Origin of the sequence: Maritimibacter sp., assembly GCF_016774595.1 — a bacterium.
In the GTDB taxonomy this organism is placed as follows: Bacteria; Pseudomonadota; Alphaproteobacteria; order Rhodobacterales; family Rhodobacteraceae; genus Maritimibacter; species Maritimibacter alkaliphilus.
Genome location: NZ_JACBWT010000001.1, coordinates 1561532 through 1586563, shown reverse-complemented (window position 1 = coordinate 1586563; position 25032 = coordinate 1561532). Strand labels below are relative to the sequence as shown.

Genomic DNA, 25032 nt, shown 5'->3' with positions numbered 1-25032 from the left:
CATGCGCGACGGTGCGGAAGTTCTGGCCCTTTCAGCGATGACCACTGTTCTTGCGCTCCTGCTGGTGCCGGTGCCCCGGCAGGAGGGCGAAGCAAGCTCGGGGGCAGGCGGCGAAGCGGTCGTGACGGTGGCCGCGTCCTCGGCGTCGGTCGAGCAGATGGTCGAACGGTGGGAAGCGCCGCCGGAGGCCGCCGTCGAAACCCCCGCGCTGGACGCCCCGCCACCCATCGAAGCCCCGGCGACACCCAGCACGCCGCCGCAGCCGACACCGACCGCGCGGCCCCTGCCCATCGCACCCACGGTGCCGACTTCGCCAGTGCCGCCCGAAACCGATACCGCCGCCCCCGCGCCGCGCCATGCGCCTGATCGGTCCTTGCGCCCGCCCCGCCGCCCTGCCGCCGAACCTCAAAGGCCGCCGGAGCCCCGACGCCCGCCCGCGCAGGTGGCCAATCAGGCGTCGCAGGCACAGAACCAACAGCGTGCGCAGGGGCAGGGTCAGACGGCCAACGCCGGGCAACGTCAGCCGTCGCAATCCACCGCAACCGTCAGCGAGGCGACCAAGCGATCCCTTATGTCGCAATGGGGCGGTCAGATCCAAGGTGCGATTGCCCGCCGCGCGCCGCGTGGTGCGGGAAGCGGCACGGCGGTCGTGCGGCTTACGGTGGCCGCGAACGGCACGCTCGCCGGGGTCACTCTGGCGCGCTCGTCCGGCAATCCGGCCATCGACCGTCTCGCGCTTCAGGCGGTGCGCTCGGCAGGGCGTTTCCCCGCCGCGCCTGCGGGGCTGGGCGCAGGCCCGTTTTCCTTCTCGGTGCCGATCCAGTCACGATAAGGGCGGGCCGACCCATCGGCCGACCCGCCCTTGGCGCGGCGGTGGGACGCCGCGCGATGTTCGCGGTGTCAGGCGAGCGCGGCGAGCCGCTCTTCCGCCTTGGGTTTTTCCACCTTCACCGCGTCCTCCCAAACCGGGCCGTATCCGCGCATTTCCATCGGCGCGCGCAGAATGTCGATACAGGCCTGCGTGTTCTCAGCCGTGGCCTTGCCGACGACAGCATCCATCACGCCCTCGAACCACCCGATCATCTCACGCTGCATGCGGCGCTCTTCGCCATAGCCGAAGATATCCAAAGGCGTGCCGCGCAGCCCCTTCAACTTCGCCATCACCCCAAGCGCCGGGCGCATCCATTGGCCAAGCTCGACCTTGTTCGGCCGCCCGCGTTCATCCTTGCCAAGCGGGAGGAGCGGCGGGGCCATGTGGTAATGCACCTTGTAGTCGCCCGAGAACGCTTCTTTCAGCTCGTCCTCGAAGCCCATCTGCGTATGCAGCCGGGCGACCTCGTATTCGTCCTTATAGGCCATCACCTTGAACAGCGACTTGGCGGCTTGGGTGGCGAGCGGTCCCTCGACCCCCTCCGGCAGCGCGGCGCGGAAGGCGGCCATCCGGTCGCGATAGCGCTGGGCATAGCTTTCGTTCTGGTAGCCGATCAGGAATGTCGCACGCTCGTCGATGATCTCGTCCAGCGTCGGCTCGCGATCCTCGGGCAGGTCGAGACCGCCGAGGATGTTCTCCGGCGCATGGGCCATGATCCGACCGATGGCGAAGGCGCGCTTGTTGCCCTCGATCGCAACGCCGTTGAGTTCAATCGCGCGGTCCAGCGCCCAAAGGTCGACGGGGATCAGACCCTTTTGCCACGCGAAGCCCATCATGATCGTGTTTGCGAACACCTGATCGCCAAGCAGTTTCTCGGACAGCGTATTGGCATCCAGCGCGGTCAGGTTATCGGCGCCCACCGCCTTACGGATGGACCCTTCACGCACCTTGACCATCAGGTCGGCATCGCGCCGCAGAACGATGTCGCCCGTGGGCATTTCAGCGGTGTTGAGCGCCACTTTGGTGCCCTTGCGGTAATGCGCCGAGGCTTTGGGCGAGGACGACACGACCACGTCGCAGCCGATCACCGCGTCCGCCGCGCCATGACCGATCCGCACCTGATGCACGTCGGCGGGCGAGGCACCGAGGCGGATATAGCTCAGGACGGTGCCGAACTTCTGCGCGAACCCTGTGAAGTCGAGCACGGACGAGCCAAGCCCCGACAGGTGCGCCGCCATCGTGATGACCGCGCCCACGGTGACGACGCCGGTGCCGCCCACGCCGGTCACGAGCAGGTCGAAGGGATCGTCGAGCGCGGGCAGGGTGGGCGCGGGGATTTTCGCGACCATGCCGTTCACGTCCAGATCCGCCTCGGCTCGCTTGGCGCGTTCGCCGCCTTCGACGGTGACGAAGGAGGGGCAGAACCCGTCGAGGCAGGAAAAGTCCTTGTTGCAGGTCGACAGGTTGATCTTGCGCTTGCGCCCGAACTTGGTGTCGCGCGGCTCCACCGACAGGCAGTTGGATTCGACCGAACAATCGCCGCAGCCTTCGCAGACCAACGGGTTGATGTAGGCGAAGCGTTTCGGGTCCTCCATCGTGCCGCGTTTGCGGCGACGGCGCTTTTCGGTCGCGCAGGTCTGTTCGTAGATCAGAAGCGACACGCCCTTCACCTCACGCAATTCGCGCTGGAGCGTGTCCATCTGGTCGCGGTCGTGGAAACTGGTCTCGGGCGGGAAGTCGGACTTGGTGAACTTGCCGATGTTGTCCGACACGAGCGCGATGCGCTGCACGCCCTCGGCCCGCGACGACCACGCGATGTTCTGCACGCTCACCGGCCCGTCGACGGGTTGGCCGCCGGTCATCGCCACGGCGTCGTTGTAGAGCACCTTGTAGGTGATGTTGGCACCCGCCGCGACCGCTTGCCGGACCGCGAGCGAGCCGGAGTGATACCACGTGCCTTCGCCGAGGTTCTGGAACTGGTGCTTGCCCCCGTTCCACTTGGACGCGACCGACCACGGCACGCCCTCGCCCCCCATCTGGGCGAAACCGGCGGTGTCGCGGTCCATCCAGCTTGCCATGACGTGACAGCCGATCCCCGCGCCTGCGGTCGAGCCTTCGGGCACGACGGTGGACGAGTTGTGCGGGCAGCCCGAGCAGAAATAGGGCGTCCGGGTCGCGCCGGGCGTGTTCAAGATCGGCGGCTCTTCGGCGGTCAGTGCACGGGCCTTTTCCGGCAGGTTCTCACCCGGGAAAAAGGCGTCGAGCCTCGCGGCGATGATCGGGGCCAGCTGGCGGGCGGACAGTTCACCCGTCCACGGCACCAGATCGTTCTCGGCGGCGGCGTCATGTTTGCCGACCATTTTCTCGGGCTTCTCGCCCGGCCAGTCGTAGAAGTATTCCTTGAACTGGCTTTCGATGATCCCGCGCTTTTCCTCGATGACGAGAACCTCTTTCTTGCCCTTCACGAAGGACAGCGCATCGCGGCGCGCCAGCGGCCAGACCATACCGACCTTGTAGATGTCGATGCCGAGCGCCCGGCACTTCGCCTCGTCCAGACCCAGAAGGCGCAGCGCCTCGAGCGTGTCGAGGTGGCCTTTGCCCGTCGTCACGATCCCATAGGGCGCGTCGGGCAGGCCATAGATCGTGCGGTCGATGGGGTTGGCTTCCACGAAGGCCTCGACCGCCCGCAGCTTCGCCCCCATGCGCACCTCGATCTCGGTCGAGGGCGGATCGCTGCGGCGAATGTGGATGCCGCCGGGATAATCCTCGCGCTCCGGGTAAACGAAGGTGCGGTCGTCGTGCAGCTCGACCGAGCGCCCGGATTCCACGGTTTCCGAGATCGCCTTGAACCCGACCCACGTGGAGGAATAGCGGCTGAGGGCGAAGCCGTATTCGCCGAACGTCAGATATTCTTCGACCGAAGCCGGGTTCAGCACCGGCATGAACCACGCAAGGAACACGGCGTCCGACTGATGGGGCATGGAGGATGAAACGCAGCCGTGATCGTCGCCGGCCACGACCAGCACACCGCCCTTGGGGTCGGTGCCATAGGCATTGCCGTGGCGCAGCGCGTCGCCCGAACGGTCGACGCCGGGACCTTTGCCGTACCACATGCCGAACACACCATCGACTTCGCTGTCCGGGTGCAGCGTCGCCTGCTGGCTGCCAAGAACGGCGGTCGCGCCCAGATCCTCGTTCACGGCGGGCATGAAGGTGATCTTGTCCTGATCCAGCCGTTTGCGGGTCTTCCACAGTTCGAGGTCTAAACCGCCCAGCGGCGAACCACGATAGCCCGACACGAAGCCCGCGGTGTTCAGCCCGGCCGCATGATCGCGTCGCGCCTGATCCAGCATGACGCGGACGAGCGCCTGCGTGCCGGTCAGAAAAACCCGACCTTCGGTCAGGTCGTAGCGGTCGGTGAGCTTGTAATCGGGCGTGGTCGCTGGCGCGTGCAACATGGCTTGCGGTCCTCCTGTTCCCCGCGAGTGTAACGCCCGAAACGTGAATTCCTGTTCCAGATTTGGCGGCGCAGCGGTGAAGTCTGGAACAGGAATTCGATTTGCTTTACAGATTCGGAATGGAGAACCAGATTTCAATCAGTGAACGGGACCGCAGGATCGTTTCCCTGCTTCAGGCGGACTCGCGGATTTCGAACGCCGATCTGGCGGAGCGAACGGGCATGTCCACCTCGGCTTGCTGGAGGCGGGTCAAGGCTTTGGAAGAGGCGGGCGTGATCGCGCGTTACGGTGTGGTCGTGGATCAGGAGCGGCTTGGCCTGAGGTTTCAGGCTATCGTCGAGGTGCAGCTCATTCGCCACGATCCCAACGAGGTCTCGCAATTCATCCGGGCGCTCGAGGCGCGGCCCGAGGTGCAGGAATGTTGGGCGACGACGGGCGACGCCGACTATCACATGCGCGTGGTGTGTGAGGATATCGCGACCTATAATCGGTTCCTCGAGGAATTCCTGTTTCGTCAAAGCGCCGTGCGGGCGGCCCAGACCAACGTGGTTCTGAAGTCGGTCAAACGCGCGAGCGGCCTGACGATCTGAAATGCGCCGGGGCGGGGTCGGTCAAACCGCGTCTGGCCGGCTGAGTCGTCGCGGCATTGGGCAGCGCCACGCGCGTTCTTCACCGAAGCGCCGCTCAAGAAATGAACGACGCCACCCAAGAGCGCACAATTATTAGGCTGTTTCCCCGTTCGAACCGCAATTCGGCGGGGAAAATTTGCCCAATCCCGCCCATGCTCAAAAGGTATGCATGCCCAACGCCACGCGGGGACATCGCGTCAGGGGGTGTGTGACGGCCCACCATTTGCAACCGGAGGCCGCCACACGGATGCAACGAAGTTGCGGGGACAGACATGGGGAGCGAATGCCCGTTGGGCAAGTGCGACCTGACGTCCCTGCTTGGGAGAGTCTTATGAAATTCATGAAATCCGTTCTTGCCGGCGGCGCTGCCACGCTCGCTCTGTCGACCGCTGCCATGGCGCAGGATTGCCCGATCAAGGTCGGTGTGCTGCACTCGCTGTCCGGCACCATGGCCATCTCGGAAACCACGCTGAAAGACACGATGCTGATGCTCGTCGAAAAGCAGAACGAGGCCGGTGGCCTTCTGGGCTGCGATCTGGAAGCTGTCGTCGTCGACCCGGCTTCGGACTGGCCGCTCTTTGCCGAAAAGGCGCGCGAGCTGCTGACCGTGCACGAAGTCGACGTGATCTTCGGCAACTGGACGTCAGTGTCGCGTAAATCGGTTCTGCCGGTGATCGAAGAACTCAACGGCCTTCTGTTCTACCCGGTGCAGTACGAAGGCGAAGAATCGTCCAAGAACGTGTTCTACACCGGCGCGGCCCCGAACCAGCAGGCGATCCCGGCGACCGACTATTTCCTTGACGAACTGGGCGTCGAGAAATTCGCGCTGCTCGGCACCGACTATGTCTATCCGCGCACCACGAACAACATTCTGGAAAGCTACCTGAAGGATAAGGGCATCGCCGAAGAGGATATCTTCGTCAACTACACCCCGTTCGGTCACTCCGACTGGTCCAAGATCGTCGCTGACGTGGTTGCGCTGGGCGCGGACGGCAAGAAGGTCGGCGTGATCTCGACCATCAACGGCGATGCCAACATCGGCTTCTACAAAGAACTCGCCGCAGCCGGTATCTCGGCCGACGATATTCCTGTCGTCGCCTTCTCGGTCGGTGAAGAAGAGCTGTCGGGTCTCGACACCTCGAACCTTGTCGGTCACCTCGCTGCGTGGAACTACTTCATGTCCGCAGACACCGAAGCCAACGCCGAGTTCATCGCGGACTGGCACGCCTTCATCGGTGACGAAGCCCGCGTGACGAACGACCCGATGGAAGCCCATTACATCGGCTTCAACATGTGGGTGAACGCGGCCACCGAAGCCGGCACCACAGACGTCGACGCCGTGCGCTCGGCCATGTGGGGGCAGGAATTCCCGAACCTCACCGGCGGCACCGCGGTCATGGGCGTGAACCACCACCTCGCCAAGCCGGTTCTGATCGGTGAAATCCTTGAGGACGGTCAGTTCGACATCATCTCGGAAACCGATCCGGTTCCGGGCGACGCCTGGACCGACTTCCTGCCGGAATCGGCGGTCCTGACGTCGGATTGGAAAGATCTCGAGTGCGGAATGTACAACACCGAGACCGAGACCTGCGTCCAGCTGACCTCGAACTACTAATCCCAAAGACTGGGGCGGCGGGCTGACCCGCCGCCCCGACAACCCATCGAGGTGAGGTCGATGCTGAAGCGACTTGTGGTGGTCGTGCTGGCGCTTGTGTGTCTGGGAACCCAGATCGTCGCGCAGGACACTCCGAACGGCGACACGGAAACCGGAACAGACCTTGGCCCGATGCAGCAGGTGTTGCAGGACAACGCCGAGATCATCGTCGAAAGCTCGCGCCGCACGATCCAACCTGCGATCGATGCCGTGGCGACCTCCGGCCTCGACAGCGCTCCCTTCGTCCTTGGCACATGGCAGGACCGCGATATGTGGCAGCGTGTGTCCGACGGTCTGTTCTTCAAGGTCGAGAAATCCGGCAGCGATTACGAACTGACCGATTTCGACACTGGCGACATCGTCGCGACGGTCACGAAGGACGACATCGAACAGATCAAGCCGAATTCGGGCATCCGGGGGCTGATCGCGACCGCTCTTGTCACCTTTCAACTGAACGACCCCGATCCTGCGAAACGACGCGAGGCGCTGGATTCGCTTGAGCGGAACGCGAATGCCGACCTATTGGGCCCGCTGCGCGACTCGATCGAAACCGAAGATGATCCGTCGATCCGCGCCCGCAAAGAGCGGCTCGAAAAGCTCATCACGATCACCTACGGCGACGACCCTGAGGCGCGGATCGCGGCGATCGAGGCGATGTCGGGCGATCTTGGCGTCGACGTGCGCGCCGCTCTGAACCCATTGGTTGCGACCCGCACCCGTGCCTTCGATGGCGAGGTGCCGGACAGCGTGAACGTGGCCAAGATCCTGCGCCCCGGCACAGATGATCTGAGCCGCGAAGACGCCTATGCCCTGACGGACGGCGAGCCGCTTTTGACGGATGACGCGCTGCGCGGCGTGCTTCAGGCGAACATCATGGACGGTCAGGTGGGCGGTATCCCGGTCGCGGAGCTGTCCGATCCGGCGCGCCGCATTGCAGCCTTCGAGGCACTGGAAGCCGCTGGAACCGTGCCCGCCGCCGCGACCGAGGCGGACGTGGATGCCGCCATCGCCACCAAGGTCTTCGCGTCCGTCTATGCCGAGCCCAACGCCGACATCACCGCCGCCGCGAACCGCGCGCTGGGCCGGATCGAAACCAAGGTCGGCATGAACCAGGTTCTGGACCTTGGGCTGGACGCCCTGTCTCTGGCGTCGATCTATTTCCTTGCGGCCATCGGCCTTGCCATCACCTTCGGCGTCATGGGGGTTATCAACATGGCCCATGGCGAGTTCATCATGATGGGCGCCTATACCGGATATGTGGTGCAGCAGATCATCCCGAACCACACGACCTCGATCATCGTGGCGATCCCGCTGGCCTTCGCCGTGACCTTTGCGGCAGGTGTGGCGATGGAACGGCTGGTCATCCGCTGGCTGTACAACCGTCCGCTGGAAACCCTGCTCGCCACCTTCGGAATTTCCATCGCGTTGCAACAGCTGGCCAAAAACATCTTCGGCACGCAGGCGCGCCCGCTCACCTCGCCCGACTGGCTGGGCGGAGCGTGGGTGCTGAATGACGTTGTGTCGATCTCGACGGTTCGGATCGCCATTTTCGTGCTGGCGCTCATTTTCCTCGCCGTCTTTCTGTTCATCATGAAGCGCACGCGGCTGGGGCTTGAGACCCGCGCCGTGACGCAGAACCCCGGTATGGCGGGCGCGATGGGGATCAATCCGGGCCGCGTGAACATGCTGACCTTCGGTCTTGGCTCCGGCATCGCGGGCATCGCGGGCGTGGCCATCGGGCTATACGCGCAGGTCACGTCCGAGATCGGTCAGGCTTATATCGTCCAGTCCTTCATGACCGTTGTGGTCGGCGGCGTCGGCAACATCTGGGGCACGCTTCTGGGCGCTGGTCTGATCGGGTCGCTGCACAAGGGGATCGAGTGGTTCAACCCGTCCAACACGCTGGCGGCGCAGACCTATATGATCATCTTCATCATCATCTTCATCCAGTTCCGGCCAAGGGGCATCATCGCCCTCAAAGGCCGCGCGGCGGGGGATTGAGCCATGATTGATGTCTGCCGCTCATCGAGCCGTTCCGGCTTTCTTCGCCGGGCGATGACGGCCCTAGGGGCCGGAAGAGCCACACCCGAGGTGATCCAATGAAAAACACCTTCATCGGTCGCAACCCGTCGATCCTGATCTTCCTCGCCGTGCTTGCGGTGTTCACCATCGCGATCACCTTCATGTCGGAAGCTTTCGGGGCCGGAGTCATCTCGACCTCGTTCGTCAAAACGCTGGGCAAGACGCTGTGCCTTGCCCTCGTCGCGGTCGCGATGGACCTGATCTGGGGGTATGCGGGGATCCTGTCGCTTGGCCACTTCGCGTTCTTCGGGCTGGGCGGCTATATGATCGGCATGTGGCTCATGTACGAGCGCACGAAAGAGATCGTGGCGGGGTCCATGGCGGGCAACCCGATCCCGCCGACCGAGCAGGAAATCGTGGACGGCATCGGCACGCAGATTTTCGGCGTCGTCGGCTCGTCCGAGTTTCCGCTGATCTGGATGTTCGCTGATAGCCTGTTCCTGCAACTTGCGCTTGTCGTTCTGGTGCCCGGCCTTTTGGCGCTCGTCTTCGGCTGGCTCGCGTTCCGGTCGCGCGTCACCGGCGTTTACCTTTCGATCCTGACGCAGGCGATGACGCTGGCCCTGTCGCTTTACCTTTTCCAGAACGACAGCGGGCTGCGCGGCAACAACGGGTTGTCCGGCCTTCAGAACCTGCCGGGCGTCACCGCAAGTCAGGACTTCGTGTCGATCTGGTTCTTCTGGGCCTCGGCGCTGGCCCTCGCGGTCGGCTACATCTTCGCGGCTTGGATCGTGTCGGGCAAATTCGGCAGCGTCATTCGCGGCATTCGTGACAACGAGGCGCGGGTGCGGTTCCTTGGTTACTCGGTCGAGGGCTACAAGCTGTTCCTCTTCACCGTCACGGCCATGATCGCGGGCATCGCCGGGGCGCTCTATTACCCGCAGGCGGGCATCATCAACCCGGCGGAAATCGCACCGATCGCGTCAATCTATCTGGCCGTCTGGGTCGCCATCGGCGGGCGCGGGCGGCTTTACGGCGCGGTCATCGGCGCGGTGTTCGTGTCGCTCGTCTCGACGTTCTTCACGGGCGGTCAGGCCCCCGATATCAACCTCGGGTTCTACGAAATCCAGTGGGTTGACTGGTGGACCATTCTGCTCGGTCTCTCTTTCGTGCTCGTCACGCTCTTTGCGCCCAAGGGAATCGGCGGGTTGTTCGATCTGATCACCGACCGCAAACATCCTGATCGTCACGGCGCGGATCTGGGTCCGGATCAGGGATCGCTACAGGAACGGGAGGCGGTCGAATGAGCCAGCTTCTTGAAGTCAGCGGCATCTCCGTCACCTTTGACGGCTTCCGCGCGATCAACAATCTGTCGTTCTCGATCGGGCCTGCCGAAATGCGGGCGATCATCGGGCCGAACGGTGCGGGCAAGACGACCTTCATGGACATCGTGACAGGCAAGACCAAGCCGGACGAGGGCAAGGTGTTGTGGGGCGAGATGTCCAAGAACCTCGTCGGCATGAACGAGGCCAAGATCGCGCAGGAAGGCATCGGGCGGAAGTTTCAGAAACCAACGGTGTTCGAGGATCAGTCGGTCGAGGACAACCTGCTGATGGCACTGAAAAACAACCGCAAATCCTTTGCGGTGCTGTTCTGGAAGCCGACGGATGCGGACATGAACCGGGTGTCGGATCTGGCCGCCGAGATCGGCCTGTCGAACGAGTTGAAGCGCAAGTCGGGCGAACTCAGCCACGGGCAGAAACAATGGCTCGAAATCGGGATGCTGCTGGCGCAGGAGCCGCGGCTGTTGCTGGTCGATGAACCGGCGGCCGGCATGACCCCGGAGGAACGCGAGCATACGACCGACATCCTCGTCGAAGCCGCTAAGACTCGGGCCGTCGTTGTGGTCGAGCATGACATGGAATTTGTGCGGCGTCTGAACTGCAAGGTGACGGTGCTGCACGAAGGCTCGGTTCTGGCCGAGGGGTCATTGGATCATGTGACCGCGAACCAGCAGGTCATCGACGTTTATCTGGGGCGCTGAACATGCTGACGATCCGCGATTTCACCCTCCACTACGGCCATTCCCAGATCCTGAACGGGATCGACATGGATGCGGCCACCGGCCAGATCACCTGTGTCATGGGCACGAACGGGGTGGGGAAGACTTCGCTCATCCGGGCGATCTGCGGGCGGCACAACCGTTCGGGCGGAACGATGGAGCTGGACGGCGAGAGCCTTGGTGTTCTTCCCGCGCATGTGCTGGCGCAGAAGGGCATCGCGCTGGTGCCGCAGGGGCGCGAGATTTTCCCGCTCCTCACCGTGCGCGAGAATATGGAGACCGCGTTCGCCTGCCTTCCGAAAGGCGAGCACGAGGTGCCGGAGGCCATGTTCGAGCTGTTCCCGGTGCTCAAAGAAATGCAGAACCGGCGCGGCGGCGACCTGTCCGGTGGTCAGCAGCAACAGCTTGCCATTGCGCGGGCACTAATCACCAAGCCGAAGCTTTTGCTTCTCGACGAGCCGACCGAGGGCATTCAGCCGAACATCATCCAGCAGATCGGGCGTGTCATCAAACTTCTGCGCGACGAGGGCAACATGGCCATCGTGCTGGTCGAGCAGTTCTTCGACTTCGCGCATGACCTTGGCGACCGCTTCGTCGTGCTGCGGCGCGGTGCGGTCACGCTGGCGGGGCCGAAGGGCGAAGTCACGCGCGAACAGCTTCTCAAGGGTGTTTCGGTCTGACGACCTTTCACTGTGCCTGATCCATGGCTAACCTTCGCGAAAGCCGAAAGGACGCCAGATGGTTCAGACAATTCCCGCCCGTATCGCAAAGGTGCTCGACCGGCTCCATGCCGAGGCTGCCGAAGATGCCGGGCGCTGGCAGGCGCGCGTCGGCACGACCGACCCAGCCACGCTCAAGGCGGGTGGTGGCGATCTGGTGCGGCTTGGGGAATTCTACCTTGCCGTCACGCCCGACGAAGGGCGGCTTCTGCATATTCTCGCCCGCGCGAAGGGGGCGATGAACGTCGTTGAGTTCGGGGCATCCTATGGGTTGAGTTCGCTATACCTCGCCGCCGCGCTGGAGGGGCGGGGTGGGCGGCTGACGACGACCGAAGTGCACCCCGATAAATGTGCGGCCCTGCGCCGGACGTTCGACGAGGCGGGTGTGGCCGATACCGTCACGCTTCTCGAAGGGGATGCGCGCGAAACGCTAGCCGATGTCGAAGGACCGATCGACATGCTGGTTCTGGACGGCTGGAAAAGCATGTATCTTCCCGTGCACGACCTTCTGCGCCCGTGCCTTGCCCCCGGTTGCCTGATCGTCGCGGACAACATCGACCACGAGGCCGCCGCCGATTACCTCGTCTTCGTGCGTGGCCCGCACAGCGGCATGATGACCACGGTGATCGGCGATCTTGCGTTGAGTTACGTGGGTCAATGAGCGTCGAGGCGGTTTTGTCCTATTGCTTTCCGGAAGGTCTGGATGCGGACCTCGACCGGCATCTGGACTATTGGGGCTGGATGATGCGTGGGGGTGCAGATGCGGGCATCGTGGATCGGTTCGCCCATCTCGTCCCGGATGCGGCCGAGGGGGCGCTCGATGATTGGGCCGCGACACCGCGGGGGCGGCTCGCTCTGATCCTCGTGCTGGACCAGTTTCCGCGCTCTCTCTACCGCGACGACCCGCGCGCCTACGCGACCGACCCGATGGCGCTGGCGCTTGCCGAGGACGGGATCGCCAACGGGGATTTCGCCGCACTGGAACATCCGTGGGAGCGGACACTGTTCGCGCTTCCGCTCGTCCATGCCGAGGGGCCGGATCACGCGGGACGTGCGGCGTTGAACGAACGTCTCGCGCTTGAAACGCTCGACATGGCGCCAGAGGTGCTGAAGCCCGCCTACGCGTTCTGTCTGGCGCAATCGCGGCGTCACCGCGCCGTGATCGACAGGTTCGGACGCCACCCGCATAGAAACGACGTCCTCGGGCGTGAGAGCACACCGGACGAGGCTGCCTATATCGCGGACGGGACGTTCCCGCACCAGCACGCTATCGACGTGTGATCCGAATCGCGGTCACGACAAGCGCGGACCCGACCCGCCAAGCCCCTCTCGAGTGACGACCTCCTGCCAGTTCTGCGTGTGAGCTTGGCCGCCGAAACCCGGTTGCCGGGTGCGATGAAAATTTGTGCGCCTGCCGCGGTCCGGCAAGTTTCGCAGACATTTCCGAAAGGTAGTCGGGGGCGTGTTCCGCTTCCGCATATACCCCGAAAATTGACGCTAGACGCGTGCGAGTCTGGTGGTCCAGAGTGGCCTACGGCTGGGAGCAGCCATCAAACAACATCACACGGCAGACGCGGCGAGGCGTGATTGAAGAAGCGAAAATTATCGCTTTTTCAATGCGTTATTTCTGCGCCTGCCAAGGACCGGTGACGGCCGGGGGCCGCCTTTGGGGCGCATGGAACGCCGTTGCCAAAGCACTGGGGGACCCACTCACATGACGCTCATCCTCGGCTGGCCCGACGCCACCGAAAACGCCCGCCGGATCGGCTTTCGCCCGGCTGCCAAATCGCAGCGCAAGACCGATGCGCCCGTGCGTGCGAACAACGGCGAAAGCCATTGGCTTTGCGCCGCCCCGACGGGCGCGGGAAAGACCCGTGGCTTCGTCATTCCCCAACTGCTCGACTGCCCCGGTTCCGCCGTGGTCGTGGACGTGAAGGGCGAGATTGCGCAGGTCACGGCACGCTACCGCCGCCAGATCGGCGAGGTGCTTGTCATCGACCCTTTCAAGACCGTCTCGCGAGGCGGCGACACCTTCAACCCGCTCGCCCATCTGGACACCGATGACCCGGATTATGCCGACGACATCTTCACCCTGTCGGATCTGTTCAACAACCAGACAATCGACAAGGACCGATTCTGGGACGACAGCGCGCAGAACGTGATCGCCGGGCTGATGGCGGCTGTCGTCCATCTTGCCAAGAAAAGCGGCAAGGACGCGGCGTATTTTCACGAGATTCATGAGAAGTTCCACACCGAGAACCGGATGTACGAGCTTGCCGAAATGCTCGACCTGAACGGCGACCTGCCACCGCTGGCCAGCGCCTTTATCGGGCAATTCCTTTCCACGAACGAAACCACGCGCGCCTGCATCGCGGCGGTCGTGGCGCAGCAGTTGCGGATGCTGGCGAGCCCCGGCGTGCAGCACAGTTTCGCGGGCGATACCGGCGCGGTGGACCGCTTGATCGAAGGGCGGCCCGTTACGGTCTATATCGTTCTGCGGCCCGACCGCCTGTCCTCACATTCCGGCTTCGTTCGGATCATCCTGACCGCGATCATGCAGCGGCTGATGCGCCGGATCACGCGCCCGCACCATCCGACCCTGTTCCTTGTCGACGAGGCTGCACAACTCGGCAAGTTGGCCAGTTTGGAGACGGCCGTGACGCTGGGGCGTGGCTATGGAATCCGCGTCGCCATGCTGGTGCAGAGCCTGTCGCAACTCGAACGGGCCTATGGTGAGGGCCACAAGGTGTTTCTCGAGAACATGGCGCTGATGACGATGGGATCGCCGAACAATATGGCCGCCTCCCGCGTTTTGGCCGAATTCGGTTTCGGAGACGTCACCGCCGAGGCGGTTCATGCGCTGACGCGCGGGCAGGTGATGGTCAAGGACGCCGGTGTGCCGACGCGCCGGTTGAGAAAGCTCGATTACCTCGGCGACAAGGCGTTCGCGGGCCGGTTCGATCCGAATCCGACCTATGGTCCGCCCTGCGACAATTCGGGCGAACAGTTACGGCTGTTCGGGTGATACGATGGGGCCGTGGCAACACGGGGGACGTCATGGCGAAAGACAAGGTGATCGTTCAAAGCTCGCTCGGGATACTGTGGTTCGCGGGGTGGCTGTTCACCCTCGGCTTCCTGCATCTCGGCTTCTTCAAGGGCATCCTCGCCCTATTGCTCTGGCCCTACTACATCGGGATCGAGATGACGCCGGGCGGCGCGGATTAGAACATCCCGTTCGGGTTCGCGCTCTCGCTGGGCAGGACCTGAAGCACATCCCAGTGCTCGACGATCTTTCCGTGTTCGTCGAGCCGGAAGATGTCGATCCCGGCGTATTCGAGGCCTTCGGGCCAGATCTGGTGGCAATGCAGGATCACCCGGTCGCCCTCGGCCCAGACGCCTTTGAACACGACTTCCTTTCCCGGATAGTCACGCGCCATGCGTTCGAAATAGGCGATGAAACCGTCCTTGCCGGTCGCGACGTGGGGATTGTGCTGGATGTATTCCGCGCCGACGTATCGCTCGATCGCCTCGCGGGGGCGGCAATCGTTGAACATCATGGCGTAGAACTCCATGACGTTGCGCTTGTTCGTGGCGAGGTCGGGCATATCGGCTCCTCCGGGTCTGCCCGACCCTAGCACGTTTCCGGGGTCAGCCCAGAAGGTGCCTTGCCATGGTGTTATCCAAGAAGCCGTCTTGCGATGACCTGTGCCTGAATTTCGGCGGCACCCTCGAAGATATTCAGGATGCGCGCGTCGCAGAGGATGCGGCTGATCTGGTATTCCAGCGCAAAACCGTTGCCACCGTGAATCTGAAGCGCGTTGTCGGCACAGGCCCAAGCCACGCGGGCACCCAGCAGCTTTGCCATCCCGGCCTCGAGGTCGCAGCGGCGGTCGTTGTCCTTTTCCCATGCCGAGAAATAGGTCAGCTGACGCGCCACCATGATCTCGACCGCCATCATGGCGAGCTTGCCGGCCACGCGGGGGAAGTTGATGAGCGACTTGCCGAACTGTTTGCGGTCGATGGCATATTGCATGCCCACTTCCAGCGCCGATTGCGCCACGCCGATGGCGCGCGCTGCGGTCTGGATGCGGGCGGATTCGAACGTCTGCATGAGTTGCTTGAAGCCCTGACCCTCTGAGCCACCCAGAAGGTTGGCGGCGGGCACCTTGAACCCGTCGAAGCCCAGTTCGTATTCCTTCATGCCGCGGTAGCCCAGCACCTCGATCTCGCCGCCGGTCATGCCCTCGGTCGGGAAGGGGTTTTCGTCCGTGCCCGGCTCTTTCTCTGCCAGGAACATCGACAGACCCTTGTAGTTGTCGGTCGATGGATCGGTGCGGGCCAGAAGCGTCATGACGCTCGCCCGTGCAGCATGGGTGATCCACGTCTTGTTCCCGGTCACGGTGTAGGTGTCGCCGTCCTTGACCGCCCGCGTACGCAGGCTGCCGAGGTCCGATCCGGTGTTGGGCTCGGTGAACACGGCGGTCGGCAACACCTCGCCCGAGGCGATCTTGGGAAGCCATATCGATTTCTGCTCGTCCGTTCCGCCCGCGAGGATGAGTTCCGCCGCGATCTCGGACCGGGTGCCCAATGAGCCGACACCGATGTAGCCGCGCGAAAGTTCTTCGGACACGACGACCATCGAGGCCTTGGACAGGCCGAGGCCGCCGAGGTTTTCCGGGATGGTCAGGCCGAAGACGCCCATTTCGGCCAGTTCCTCGATCACCTCCATCGGGATCAGATCGTCCTTCAGGTGCCACTCATGCGCGTGCGGCACGACTTTTTCATCCGCGTAGCGGCGGAACTGCTCCCGGATCATCTCAAGCTCTTCGACCAGCCCCGAAGCGCCGAAGGTCGCGTGGCCGGCGTTGTCCTGCATCAGTTCGACAAGCCGCATCCGCGCGGCCTGCGTATTGCCCGCAGCCACCAGCGTCATGACGGCGGGCTGCATCATCGCACCGATGTCCTGCGGGGCGAGGCCCATGTCGATCAGCTTGGCGGTTTCGTTCTGGCTCATCGGGATGCCGCCCTGAATCTGCCAGAGGTATTCTCCGAAAGCGATCTGAAGCAGAAGTTGCTCCATTTCGCCGAGCCGTCCCTCGCGATCCAGTTTGACGGCCCAAGCGCGGGTCTGGCGCAGCGCCTCGACATAGGTGGCGAGCCACGCGAGTGCATGGGCGGCGAACTGGTGTTCCTCAAGCCGAGCCGCCGACACCTTGCCGTCCTGCGAAACCGTCTCGCGCACCTTGGCGGTCGCGGCCTCCAGAACGCCCTCGACCGGGGCGAGCGCCTCGCCGGTCAGGGTCAGAAGATCGTCCAGCAGCGGCTTTGTCATGGCGGCGTCCTTGGGCATGTCAGTCTCCGGTGAATCTATCTCGTCGGTGATATGTAGTTTGCAGGTGCAGCGCAACATTAATTCGCGAACGCTTGTCCAATGGTATGAAAATGTCGCGGATGAATTGGGCTGCATGTGGCCGGGAACCAGCGTAGGAGGAGGCATGGACCTGTTCGGTGTGTTCTCAGACATGGCCACGACGACCCTGATCGCGGCGACGCTCATCATCCTGTTCGCGGGCTTCGTGAAAGGCGCGGTCGGCTTCGCCATGCCGATGATCATGATTTCCGGGTTAGGGTCCATCCTGCCGCCCGAAACGGCGTTGGCCGCGCTGATCGTGCCCACGCTCGTCACGAATATCCGGCAGGCCTCACGCGGCGGATGGGCCGCAGCTTGGCAATCGGTGAAGGATTATCGCGTGTTCCTGATCGCGATGCTGATCCTGCTGGTCCTGTCGGCGCAGCTTGTCGGCGTGATTTCCTCCAAGGCCCTGTTCCTCGTGATCGGCGTGCCGCTGGTCGCGTTCGCCGTTCTGCAACTCGCGGGCTTCGCGCTCCGCCTCGATCCCGAAAACCGGACCCGTGACGAGGCTTTGATGGGGGGATTTGCGGGCTTTCTTGGCGGTATGTCCGGCATCTGGGGGCCGCCGACGGTGATGTATCTGACGGCCACCGATGCACCCAAATCGGCCGCGATGCGGGTGCAGGGGGTGATATACGGCATCGGGTCGATCGCCCTGCTGCTCGCACATCTTCGGTCGGGCGTGCTGAACCCCTCGACCCTCCCGCTGTCGATTGCATCGGTCGGGCCTGCACTGATCGGCATGTGGATCGGCTTCAAGCTGCATGACCGGATGCCGCAGGCGACTTTCCGGCGGGCGATGTTGTTCGTGCTGGTCGTCGCCGGATTGAACCTGATCCGCCGAGGGCTGTTCGGTTGATCGGATTGGCTAGTCTGCGGATGCTTCGAGTTCCTTGAGGAAATCGAAATCCCCGGAGCGGTCAGACGAAGCCCAGCAGCCAAGGCCCTTCAGATCCGCGATCTTCGTGTATCCAAGCCCGCCGAGAAATGCGTCGCATTCAGCGAGGTTATCTTCGATCATCACCAGCGGCCTTTGCGTGCGGATTGTCTGTTCCGCCCCTTTCAGGGCAGACAGCTCATGCCGTTCGACGTCAAGCTGGATGATCGACAGGTCCGAAAGACCCAAGCTGTCGATCGAAAGCCCGGTCATCAGGTGCCCGCTTTCGGCAACGCGAGAGCCTCCGCCGAAGTGTTCGCCATCGGGGGCGGAGGTGTTGATGCGAACCGAAGTCACCTCTTCCGTCAGAGCGGCGTTGAAGAGGACGACGTTTTGCAGGTCGTTCGCGTCCTTGCACAGGTTCGCGAGCACGAAGTTTTCCAATGCGGGTTCAAAAGCATATACGCGCTGCGCCTTGGCAGAAAACGAGGGAAGCATGTCGCCGAAAAACGTGCCCGCATGTACCATCGCACCGGGAAAGCGCGACAACACCTCGCGAACCGCGCGGTGCGTATCCGGTTCGTAGTAGGTGTCTGCAAGGATCGCCCGTGCCGCGCTGCGATGTGCGGCATAGCGAGGCACCAAATACGTGTTGCCTTCGAAATCGTGGCGGATGAATTCGATCCGGTACTCGCCGTCATTGCCTTTAGTCGGGGACGCGCCGGTCGAGCCCTTCGGCGCGCGAACGATAATGTAGCCTGAACTGCGAATGAGTTTCTTCAGGAATGCTTTCACGTCACTTCGTCCAATCTTCTTGAATGTACCTCAGAGACAATGACGTGGTTTGGATGTCAAACGATACGCCAAAATGACCTAGAGGATTCGGCCTGCCAAAAAGTGAGTATCCGAAGCGCGAGTGATGGCTGGTTCGCCTATCCGTTCAGCTCATCAAAGCCGGGCCACGGCACATATCGGCGCTGATGAAGCTGTCTTCCGGCGGGACGATGGTGAATTCCTGCGACAGCACCATTTCGCCGTCGATTTCGACCCCGATGGTCCAGGTGCCGATGGCGACCTCGTACGGGAAATCGAAGGTGAACAGCGACGCGTTCGCGCTGTCGTCATAGACGGTCGTCGCGTATCGCTCCACCGTCACCGGCGGGGAGCCGAACGGCGGGTGCTCGGTGACGATATAGGCGGTGCGCGCGCCCATCCCCTCTTGCAACTGGAACCTCACGCCGAAGCCGATGCCCAGTTCGCCTGGGATGATCGTGGTGTGAAAGTCGGCGGTCAGTTCGCCGTCGATCAGGTCGATGTAGCCGCGTTCCGTTCCCGGCGCCTCTTCGCGGCCCGAGGCTTCGCGGGGGCAGAAGATGCCGGCCTCCACGAAGATCATCGGGTCTTTCACGACGCGGGCGTTTTCGGCCCAAGCGGCATGGGCCAGAAGCGCGAACGCCCCGCCGGTGAGGGCGAGGCGTCCGACAGATCTGGTTGCACCGGTCAGCATCAGCCGATGGCGGCGGCTTTGACGTCGTCGTCGATGTATTCGAGGTACTGTTCGAAGTTCTCGGCGAACATCTTGACCAGTTTCTCGGCCTGCGCGTCGTAGGAGTTCTTGTCGTCCCACGTGCGGCGCGGGTCGAGCAGAACCTCGGCGACGCCGTCGACGTATTTCGGCACCTCGAACCCGAAGTTCGGGTCTTTGCGGTATTCGGCGTCCGACAGCGAGCCATCCAGCGCCGTCGCGAGCAGCGTGCGGGTCGCCTTGATCGGCATGCGCGAACCAACGCCATAGGCGCCGCCGGTCCAGCCGGTGTTGACGAGCCAGCAGGTCGCGCCGTGCTTGGCGATCTTGTCCTGAAGCAGCTTGCCGTATTCCTCGGGACGACGCGGCATGAACGGCGCGCCGAAACAGGTCGAGAAGGTCGGGATCGGCTCGGTCACGCCCACTTCGGTGCCCGGCGTCTTCGAGGTGAAGCCCGACAGGAAGTGATACATCGCCTGCGCCGGGGTCAGCCGCGCGATCGGCGGCAGCACACCGTAAGCGTCGCAGGTGAGCATGATGATGTTCTTGGGATGCCCGCCCAGCGACGAATTCGACGCGTTCGAGATGTAGTGCAGCGGGTAGGCGCAGCGCATGTTGTCGGTGATCGAGTTGTCCTCGAAGTCGAGTTCCTTGGTGTCCTCGTCGTAGACCATGTTCTCGATCACGGTGCCGAACATCGAGCAGGTCGCGTAGATCTCCGGCTCGGCCTCGGCGGACAGGTTGATCGTCTTGGCATAGCAGCCACCTTCGAAGTTGAAGGTGCCGCGATCCGACCAGCCGTGTTCGTCGTCGCCGATCAGTACGCGGGTCTCGTCGGCGGACAGGGTCGTCTTGCCGGTGCCCGAGAGACCGAAGAAGATCGCGGTGTCGACCGGGTTGCCCGGTGCGTGGTTGGCCGAGCAATGCATCGCCATGATGCCCTTGCCGGGCAGGATGTAGTTGAGAAGCGTGAAGACCGACTTCTTGTTCTCGCCCGCGTATTCGGTGCCGCCGATCAGGATGATCTTCTTGGCGAAGTTCAGCGCGATGACGGTTTCCGACCGGCAGCCGTGTTTGTCGGCATCCGCCTTGAACGACGGGCAGTTGATGATCGTGAACTCGGGCACGAAATCATCCAGCTCGTCGCGTTCCGGGCGGCGCAGCATGTGGCGGATGAACAGGTTGTGCCAGGCAAGCTCGGTCACGAGGCGCACGTCCAGACGGTTCGCGGGGTCCGCGCCACCGAACAGGTCCTGCACGAAATAGTCGCGGCCCTTCATGTGCTCGATCATGTCGGCGTAGAGCACGTCGAACTTGGCCGGGTCCATCGGCTTGTTGTTCTCCCACCAGATCGAATCCTCGACGTCCGGGGTGCGGACCACGAACTTGTCCTTGGGTGAACGACCTGTGTGCTTGCCGGTCTCGACCAACATCGTGCCGCCTTTGCCGAGGTGGCCTTCGCCACGCTTCAGTGCTTCTTCGATCAGCGAGGGCTCGATGAGGTTGTAATAGACGTTGCCAAGCCCCGTGATGCCTTGCTCCTCCAAACGGTACGAAGGGTTCACCCGTCCAATGGTCATCTCGTGTGCTCCTGTTACCGGCCCACCGCCGGCCTTTATGATAGTGCTAGGGGGCCCATACGCCTAACGGGAAAAAGAGCCTCCACCACGGTGCCGGTGCAGCAGCGTGTGGAGCGGCTATAACATGCAGTTTTCGTGTAGGAACAGGGCGCTTTGTCGCGTTAGCGCAAGCAATGCGGCTGTTTGCGCAACCACCAGTGGAACCGTCTCCGGACCCGCCACAAATCAGCCAAAATTAACCCCTATTGGTGCTGAATAGACGCATTCCGGTGGCCGATTCGCACTTGGGAGTTGATTCTGCACGAGAAAGTGGATTCTATGAGTGCAAAAAATTGGCAGAAACGAGCAGAACAAGGACATCTCAAATGTCGAAGATTGCCCTGGTGGACGACGACAGGAATATCCTGACGTCGGTTTCCATTACACTTGAGGCCGAAGGCTTCGAGGTTGAAACGTATAATGACGGTCAGCAGGCGCTCGACGCCTTCAACAAGGCGCTTCCGGACATGGCCGTGTTCGACATCAAGATGCCGCGCATGGATGGCATGGACCTGCTTCAGCGGGTGCGCCAGAAAACGAACATGCCGGTGATCTTCCTCACCTCCAAGGACGACGAAATCGACGAAGTGCTCGGTCTGCGCATGGGGGCCGACGATTACGTGAAGAAGCCGTTCTCGCAGCGTCTTCTCGTCGAACGCATCCGCGCGCTCCTGCGCCGTCAGGAGGCGATCGAGGGCGTGGTCATGCCCGACACCGAAGAAAACAAGGTCATGCAGCGCGGCAATCTGTCGATGGACCCGCTGCGCCATGCCGTGACGTGGAAGGGCAAGGACGTGTCTCTGACCGTCACCGAGTTCCTTTTGCTTCAGGCACTTGCACAGCGTCCGGGCTTCGTGAAAAGCCGCGATCAGCTGATGGACGTGGCCTATGACGATCAGGTTTACGTGGACGACCGCACCATCGACAGCCACATCAAGCGGCTGCGCAAGAAGATGCGGACTGTGGATGACGAGTTCTCTGCAATTGAGACGTTGTACGGCATTGGGTATCGTTACAACGAAGAATGATGGCTAGGCGGGGGGCAACCGCCCGAGCGGAGTGAACTTGGTGCGTGACACCGACACCGTATCTGACGGCGCTGACGTGGTGCTGGGCGAAGACTGGGTCGATCCCCAGTCTTCGGTCGACGTCGAATTGCGCGACTCCCGCCGCCGGCGGAAGGCGATTTCCGTCAATCGTTCACCGCTCGCCCGCAAGATCATCACGTTCAACCTGCTCGGCCTCGTCGTTCTCGTGGCCGGGGTTCTGTACCTCAACCCGGTGCGCGACAGCCTCGTCGCGCAGCGGGAACGGGCCTTGGTCAGCACGGCCGAGCTTCTGGCCGAGGTGTTCGTCGTTCAGCAGTCCGTGGGCATCGCGCCGAGCGATCCGGGCACATCCCCCGATGCGACCGATGCGCCCGACACCCAGCCCGAAGCCGATGGCGGCCTCACGCCCGAGCTTGTGCGGGACATTCTGGCCGAAACCAATATCTACGACAGCGGCGACATCGTCGTCTTCGATGCCGCGGGTGAGGTGCTGGGCACGAACGAAGGCATTCCACGGACCGACCGCCCGGCGGTCGTCGGGCTGGAAAGCGACGAACGATCCACGATCATCACCGATTTCCTCTCGAAGGTGTGGGAGGCCGTTGCGGGCCTGATCGCCGCGCAATCGACCGAGCCACCGATGCCGGTGGACAGCGTGGCGCTCGCGAAGGAATTGCTGCCGGACGTCTACAACGGCAACACGCGGATCAAGGGCGGGCAGGACGCGAGCGGGGCGACCCGATTCACGGTCGTCACGCCGATTACCGTCGACGGCGCGGTGCGTGGCGCGGTTGCGCTGACATCCGTGGGCGGGGAACTGGACGCGCTGGTGCGGGCGGAACGCGAGCAGGTGCTCCAGATGTTCGTGATCGCCATCCTCGTGTCGATCGGCCTCTCGCTGGTCCTTGCTTCGACCATCGCGAATCCGCTGGCCGATCTGGCCGCCGCCGCCGAGATCGGGCGCGACAAGAATGCTCAGGCCGCCGTGAACGCAGGCCGGGTGCGTATTCCCGACCTGTCGGGGCGACCGGACGAAATCGGCCGCCTGTCCAAGGCGTTGCGCGGCATGGTCTCGGCACTTTACGACCGGATCGACGCGAACGAGCAGTTCGCGGCCGACGTGGCGCATGAGATCAAGAACCCGCTCGCCTCGCTCCGCTCCGCCGTCGGCACCCTGCGGCTCGCCCGCAAGGACGAACAGCGTGAACGCCTGCTGGACGTGATCGATCACGACGTGCGCCGGCTCGACCGGCTGGTGTCCGACATTTCCAACGCCTCGCGGCTCGACTCGGAGCTCGTGAAGGAAGAGGAAGAGCCGTTCGACCTCATCAAGATGATCCGCAACCTGACCGAATACCTCGGCAACGAGGCGGAGGGGAAAGGCGTCGACTTCATTTCCGATCTGCCGTCGGAAAGCATCGTGATCCACGGCCTCGAAGCGCGGCTCGCACAGGTCTTCGTCAACCTCATCACCAACGCGCTGTCGTTCTGTGAAGAAGGCGACGCGATCCGCGTCTGGGCGCGCCACCGCGACAATCGCGTTCTGGTGGTGGTCGAGGATACAGGCCCGGGCATCCCGGAAGAGGCCCTGACCAAGATCTTCAACCGCTTCTACTCCGAACGCCCCGAGGGCCAGTTCGGCAACAACTCCGGCCTCGGTCTGGCGATCTCCAAGCAAATCGTCGAGGCTCATGGCGGCGTGATCTGGGCCGAGAACATCCGCCCGACCGATGCCGACATCACCTCGGAACCGCTGGGCGCACGCTTCGTCGTCGGTCTGCCGGTTTGACCCCGGCGCCTCCGCGCCAATCCAAAGACATCCTTCACGCCACCTCCGTCGCGGTCGACGGCAAGGCTGTTCTCATCACCGGCCCGTCCGGCAGCGGCAAATCGGGACTGGCGCTCGACCTGATCGCCTATGGCGCGGTGTTGATCTCGGACGACCTGACCCGCGTGAGTTCGGATGAAGGCGGGTGGCCCGTCGCGCAGGGCACAGGCCGGATGACCGGCGTCATCGAAGCGCGCGGCATCGGTCTTGTCACCGTCCCGCACGCACTCAGTGCGCCGATTTCCCTGATCGTCGATCTGTCGCACACCGAGACCGCGCGCCTGCCGGCGCCGCGACGCACCGAGCTTCTGGGATCACGGATCGTCACGGTGTCGCGGGTTGACACCCCGCACTTCGCCGCATCCATCATGGCCCTGATGAAAGGTGGGTTGGTTCAATGAGCGATCAGGGTCCAGGCGAGGTTTCGCCCCGTGTCGTGCTCGTCACCGGGCCATCCGGTGCCGGGCGGACGACGGCACTCAGGGTGTTCGAAGACCTCGGATACGAGATCATCGACAACCTGCCCATCAGCATGATCCCGCGCCTGTTCACCGGCGCGGCCCCCGAGCATCCTATCGCACTCGGCATCGACGTTCGGAACCGCGATTTTTCGACCCATGCCATTCTCGACCTGATCGACGCGGGCGAGGCGGGCTGGTCGGACCGGATCCAGGTTCTTTATTTGGATTGCCGCCCCGATGTTCTGGTGAACCGCTATTCGGAAACCCGACGGCGCCACCCGGTGTCGCCGAACGAGACGCCGGAGGCCGGGATCGCCAAGGAAATCGACCTGCTGCAACCGATCCGCATACGGGCCGACGTGCTGATCGACACGTCCGAAATGTCTCCGCACGACCTGAAATCCGAGCTGCTTGCGGTGTTCGAGGCGGGCGAGGACGCGAACCTCTCGGTGTCGGTGCAGAGCTTTTCCTACAAACGCGGGGTTCCGCGCGGTCTGGACCTCGTGTTCGACGTCCGTTTTCTGCGCAATCCGCATTGGGACCCGACCCTTCGGGGTCTCACCGGCCAATCCGAGGGTGTCGTCGACTATGTGACCGCCGACGAAAGGTACGCGCCGTTCTTCGACAAGACTCGCGACCTGATCGAATTCCTGCTTCCGGCCTACCGGGACGAGGGGAAATCTCACCTCGCGATCGGGTTCGGATGCACCGGCGGGCGTCACCGTTCGGTTACCCTTGCGGAAAGAATGGCCAAGGCCCTTGCAGACAAGGGCTGGCAAGTGTCAATTAGGCACCGGGAGCTCGAGCGTCAGGGGGGCGGTGGCGCATAGGGCAAGGGATCAGAA

The 25032-nt window shown here is 63.2% G+C and carries 22 protein-coding genes; 16 read left to right on the top strand and 6 right to left on the bottom strand.

All coding sequences use genetic code 11. The features are described 5' to 3' along the window. The first annotated feature begins 1 nt into the window (after position 1). Entirely contained in the window at positions 2-832 is an 831-nt protein-coding gene (locus tag HOY44_RS08100; protein ID WP_287434152.1) for an energy transducer TonB family protein, read from the top strand. A 68-nt stretch (positions 833-900) separates the two neighbouring features. Here HOY44_RS08100 and HOY44_RS08095 read toward each other — a convergent pair whose 3' ends face one another. Beyond that, positions 901-4329 (bottom strand): indolepyruvate ferredoxin oxidoreductase family protein, encoded by a 3429-nt coding sequence (locus tag HOY44_RS08095; protein ID WP_287434150.1) that lies wholly within the window; start codon positions 4327-4329, stop codon positions 901-903. Positions 4330-4448: 119 nt separating this feature from the next. On the opposite strand from HOY44_RS08095, the gene HOY44_RS08090 reads away from it, so the two are divergent. The 10 genes from HOY44_RS08090 (at position 4449) to HOY44_RS08045 (ending at position 14640) form a co-directional block, all read left to right on the top strand. Then, a complete protein-coding gene (locus tag HOY44_RS08090) occupies positions 4449-4919 on the top strand; it encodes an Lrp/AsnC family transcriptional regulator (RefSeq protein ID WP_287434734.1) in 471 nt (156 codons plus the stop codon). A gap of 370 nt (positions 4920-5289) precedes the next feature. Continuing rightward, the gene (gene urtA, locus HOY44_RS08085; RefSeq protein WP_138422035.1) at positions 5290-6573 is read left to right on the top strand and encodes an urea ABC transporter substrate-binding protein; all 1284 of its coding nucleotides are present in this window, start codon (positions 5290-5292) and stop codon (positions 6571-6573) included. 60 nt (positions 6574-6633) lie between these two features. Next, a complete protein-coding gene (gene urtB, locus HOY44_RS08080; protein ID WP_287434148.1) occupies positions 6634-8613 on the top strand; it encodes an urea ABC transporter permease subunit UrtB in 1980 nt (659 codons plus the stop codon). A 98-nt stretch (positions 8614-8711) separates the two neighbouring features. Further along, on the top strand, positions 8712-9941 hold the full coding sequence (urtC, locus tag HOY44_RS08075; RefSeq protein ID WP_287434147.1) for an urea ABC transporter permease subunit UrtC: 1230 nt from the start codon (positions 8712-8714) through the stop codon (positions 9939-9941). Next, a complete protein-coding gene (gene urtD / locus HOY44_RS08070; protein WP_287434145.1) occupies positions 9938-10678 on the top strand; it encodes an urea ABC transporter ATP-binding protein UrtD in 741 nt (246 codons plus the stop codon). Before urtC ends, urtD begins: the two co-directional genes overlap by 4 nt. Positions 10679-10680: 2 nt before the next feature. Continuing rightward, positions 10681-11376, top strand: coding sequence for an urea ABC transporter ATP-binding subunit UrtE (gene urtE, locus HOY44_RS08065; protein ID WP_287434143.1), 696 nt, complete (start codon positions 10681-10683; stop codon positions 11374-11376). A gap of 58 nt (positions 11377-11434) precedes the next feature. Further along, the gene (locus tag HOY44_RS08060; protein ID WP_287434141.1) at positions 11435-12076 is read left to right on the top strand and encodes an O-methyltransferase; all 642 of its coding nucleotides are present in this window, start codon (positions 11435-11437) and stop codon (positions 12074-12076) included. Further along, complete coding sequence (locus HOY44_RS08055) at positions 12073-12696, top strand: DUF924 family protein (protein WP_287434139.1); 624 nt, start codon at positions 12073-12075, stop codon at positions 12694-12696. Before HOY44_RS08060 ends, HOY44_RS08055 begins: the two co-directional genes overlap by 4 nt. Positions 12697-13129: 433 nt before the next feature. Then, a complete protein-coding gene (locus HOY44_RS08050; RefSeq protein WP_287434137.1) occupies positions 13130-14440 on the top strand; it encodes a type IV secretory system conjugative DNA transfer family protein in 1311 nt (436 codons plus the stop codon). Between the two features lie 32 nt (positions 14441-14472). Beyond that, the gene (locus tag HOY44_RS08045) at positions 14473-14640 is read left to right on the top strand and encodes a hypothetical protein (RefSeq protein ID WP_287434135.1); all 168 of its coding nucleotides are present in this window, start codon (positions 14473-14475) and stop codon (positions 14638-14640) included. Here HOY44_RS08045 and HOY44_RS08040 read toward each other — a convergent pair. Continuing rightward, a complete protein-coding gene (locus HOY44_RS08040) occupies positions 14637-15020 on the bottom strand; it encodes a nuclear transport factor 2 family protein (RefSeq protein WP_287434133.1) in 384 nt (127 codons plus the stop codon). The genes HOY44_RS08045 and HOY44_RS08040 overlap by 4 nt on opposite strands. Before the next feature lie 71 nt (positions 15021-15091). Next, positions 15092-16765 (bottom strand): acyl-CoA dehydrogenase family protein, encoded by a 1674-nt coding sequence (locus HOY44_RS08035; protein ID WP_287434131.1) that lies wholly within the window; start codon positions 16763-16765, stop codon positions 15092-15094. A gap of 145 nt (positions 16766-16910) precedes the next feature. On the opposite strand from HOY44_RS08035, the gene HOY44_RS08030 reads away from it, so the two are divergent. Next, positions 16911-17687 carry a sulfite exporter TauE/SafE family protein gene (locus HOY44_RS08030; RefSeq protein ID WP_287434129.1) on the top strand — a complete coding sequence of 259 codons (777 nt, stop codon included), beginning with the start codon at positions 16911-16913 and terminating at the stop codon, positions 17685-17687. A gap of 9 nt (positions 17688-17696) precedes the next feature. On the opposite strand, the gene HOY44_RS08025 is transcribed toward HOY44_RS08030, so the two are convergent. From HOY44_RS08025 to HOY44_RS08015, 3 genes are all read right to left on the bottom strand, one after another. After that, positions 17697-18500, bottom strand: a complete 804-nt coding sequence (locus HOY44_RS08025) for an FkbM family methyltransferase (protein ID WP_287434127.1) — start codon at positions 18498-18500, stop codon at positions 17697-17699. 145 nt (positions 18501-18645) lie between these two features. Next, positions 18646-19212 carry a DUF3859 domain-containing protein gene (locus tag HOY44_RS08020; RefSeq protein WP_287434125.1) on the bottom strand — a complete coding sequence of 189 codons (567 nt, stop codon included), beginning with the start codon at positions 19210-19212 and terminating at the stop codon, positions 18646-18648. After that, positions 19212-20810 (bottom strand): phosphoenolpyruvate carboxykinase, encoded by a 1599-nt coding sequence (locus HOY44_RS08015; protein ID WP_287434123.1) that lies wholly within the window; start codon positions 20808-20810, stop codon positions 19212-19214. The genes HOY44_RS08020 and HOY44_RS08015 overlap by 1 nt, the downstream gene beginning before the upstream one ends. A gap of 365 nt (positions 20811-21175) precedes the next feature. On the opposite strand from HOY44_RS08015, the gene HOY44_RS08010 reads away from it, so the two are divergent. Genes HOY44_RS08010 through rapZ form a run of 4 tightly spaced genes read left to right on the top strand, consistent with a single transcriptional unit; the run spans position 21176 to position 25017 of the window. After that, a complete protein-coding gene (locus HOY44_RS08010) occupies positions 21176-21877 on the top strand; it encodes a response regulator transcription factor (RefSeq protein ID WP_008333383.1) in 702 nt (233 codons plus the stop codon). A 31-nt stretch (positions 21878-21908) separates the two neighbouring features. Beyond that, the gene (locus HOY44_RS08005) at positions 21909-23687 is read left to right on the top strand and encodes a sensor histidine kinase (protein ID WP_138422023.1); all 1779 of its coding nucleotides are present in this window, start codon (positions 21909-21911) and stop codon (positions 23685-23687) included. Then, positions 23684-24127, top strand: coding sequence for an HPr kinase/phosphorylase (locus HOY44_RS08000; protein WP_287434121.1), 444 nt, complete (start codon positions 23684-23686; stop codon positions 24125-24127). The genes HOY44_RS08005 and HOY44_RS08000 overlap by 4 nt, the downstream gene beginning before the upstream one ends. Then, positions 24124-25017 (top strand): RNase adapter RapZ, encoded by an 894-nt coding sequence (gene rapZ, locus HOY44_RS07995; protein WP_287434120.1) that lies wholly within the window; start codon positions 24124-24126, stop codon positions 25015-25017. Before HOY44_RS08000 ends, rapZ begins: the two co-directional genes overlap by 4 nt. Positions 25018-25032 lie beyond the last annotated feature (15 nt).

What these genes read in the sequence shown, in the direction of transcription:
- HOY44_RS08100 (WP_287434152.1), top strand. Translation starts at nt 2, where the DNA reads ATGCGCGACGGTGCGGAAGTTCTGGCCCTTTCAGCGATGACCACTGTT.
- HOY44_RS08095 (WP_287434150.1), bottom strand. Translation starts at nt 4,329, where the DNA reads ATGTTGCACGCGCCAGCGACCACGCCCGATTACAAGCTCACCGACCGC.
- HOY44_RS08090 (WP_287434734.1), top strand. Translation starts at nt 4,449, where the DNA reads ATGGAGAACCAGATTTCAATCAGTGAACGGGACCGCAGGATCGTTTCC.
- urtA (WP_138422035.1), top strand. Translation starts at nt 5,290, where the DNA reads ATGAAATTCATGAAATCCGTTCTTGCCGGCGGCGCTGCCACGCTCGCT.
- urtB (WP_287434148.1), top strand. Translation starts at nt 6,634, where the DNA reads ATGCTGAAGCGACTTGTGGTGGTCGTGCTGGCGCTTGTGTGTCTGGGA.
- urtC (WP_287434147.1), top strand. Translation starts at nt 8,712, where the DNA reads ATGAAAAACACCTTCATCGGTCGCAACCCGTCGATCCTGATCTTCCTC.
- urtD (WP_287434145.1), top strand. Translation starts at nt 9,938, where the DNA reads ATGAGCCAGCTTCTTGAAGTCAGCGGCATCTCCGTCACCTTTGACGGC.
- urtE (WP_287434143.1), top strand. Translation starts at nt 10,681, where the DNA reads ATGCTGACGATCCGCGATTTCACCCTCCACTACGGCCATTCCCAGATC.
- HOY44_RS08060 (WP_287434141.1), top strand. Translation starts at nt 11,435, where the DNA reads ATGGTTCAGACAATTCCCGCCCGTATCGCAAAGGTGCTCGACCGGCTC.
- HOY44_RS08055 (WP_287434139.1), top strand. Translation starts at nt 12,073, where the DNA reads ATGAGCGTCGAGGCGGTTTTGTCCTATTGCTTTCCGGAAGGTCTGGAT.
- HOY44_RS08050 (WP_287434137.1), top strand. Translation starts at nt 13,130, where the DNA reads ATGACGCTCATCCTCGGCTGGCCCGACGCCACCGAAAACGCCCGCCGG.
- HOY44_RS08045 (WP_287434135.1), top strand. Translation starts at nt 14,473, where the DNA reads ATGGCGAAAGACAAGGTGATCGTTCAAAGCTCGCTCGGGATACTGTGG.
- HOY44_RS08040 (WP_287434133.1), bottom strand. Translation starts at nt 15,020, where the DNA reads ATGCCCGACCTCGCCACGAACAAGCGCAACGTCATGGAGTTCTACGCC.
- HOY44_RS08035 (WP_287434131.1), bottom strand. Translation starts at nt 16,765, where the DNA reads ATGCCCAAGGACGCCGCCATGACAAAGCCGCTGCTGGACGATCTTCTG.
- HOY44_RS08030 (WP_287434129.1), top strand. Translation starts at nt 16,911, where the DNA reads ATGGACCTGTTCGGTGTGTTCTCAGACATGGCCACGACGACCCTGATC.
- HOY44_RS08020 (WP_287434125.1), bottom strand. Translation starts at nt 19,212, where the DNA reads ATGCTGACCGGTGCAACCAGATCTGTCGGACGCCTCGCCCTCACCGGC.
- HOY44_RS08015 (WP_287434123.1), bottom strand. Translation starts at nt 20,810, where the DNA reads ATGACCATTGGACGGGTGAACCCTTCGTACCGTTTGGAGGAGCAAGGC.
- HOY44_RS08010 (WP_008333383.1), top strand. Translation starts at nt 21,176, where the DNA reads ATGTCGAAGATTGCCCTGGTGGACGACGACAGGAATATCCTGACGTCG.
- rapZ (WP_287434120.1), top strand. Translation starts at nt 24,124, where the DNA reads ATGAGCGATCAGGGTCCAGGCGAGGTTTCGCCCCGTGTCGTGCTCGTC.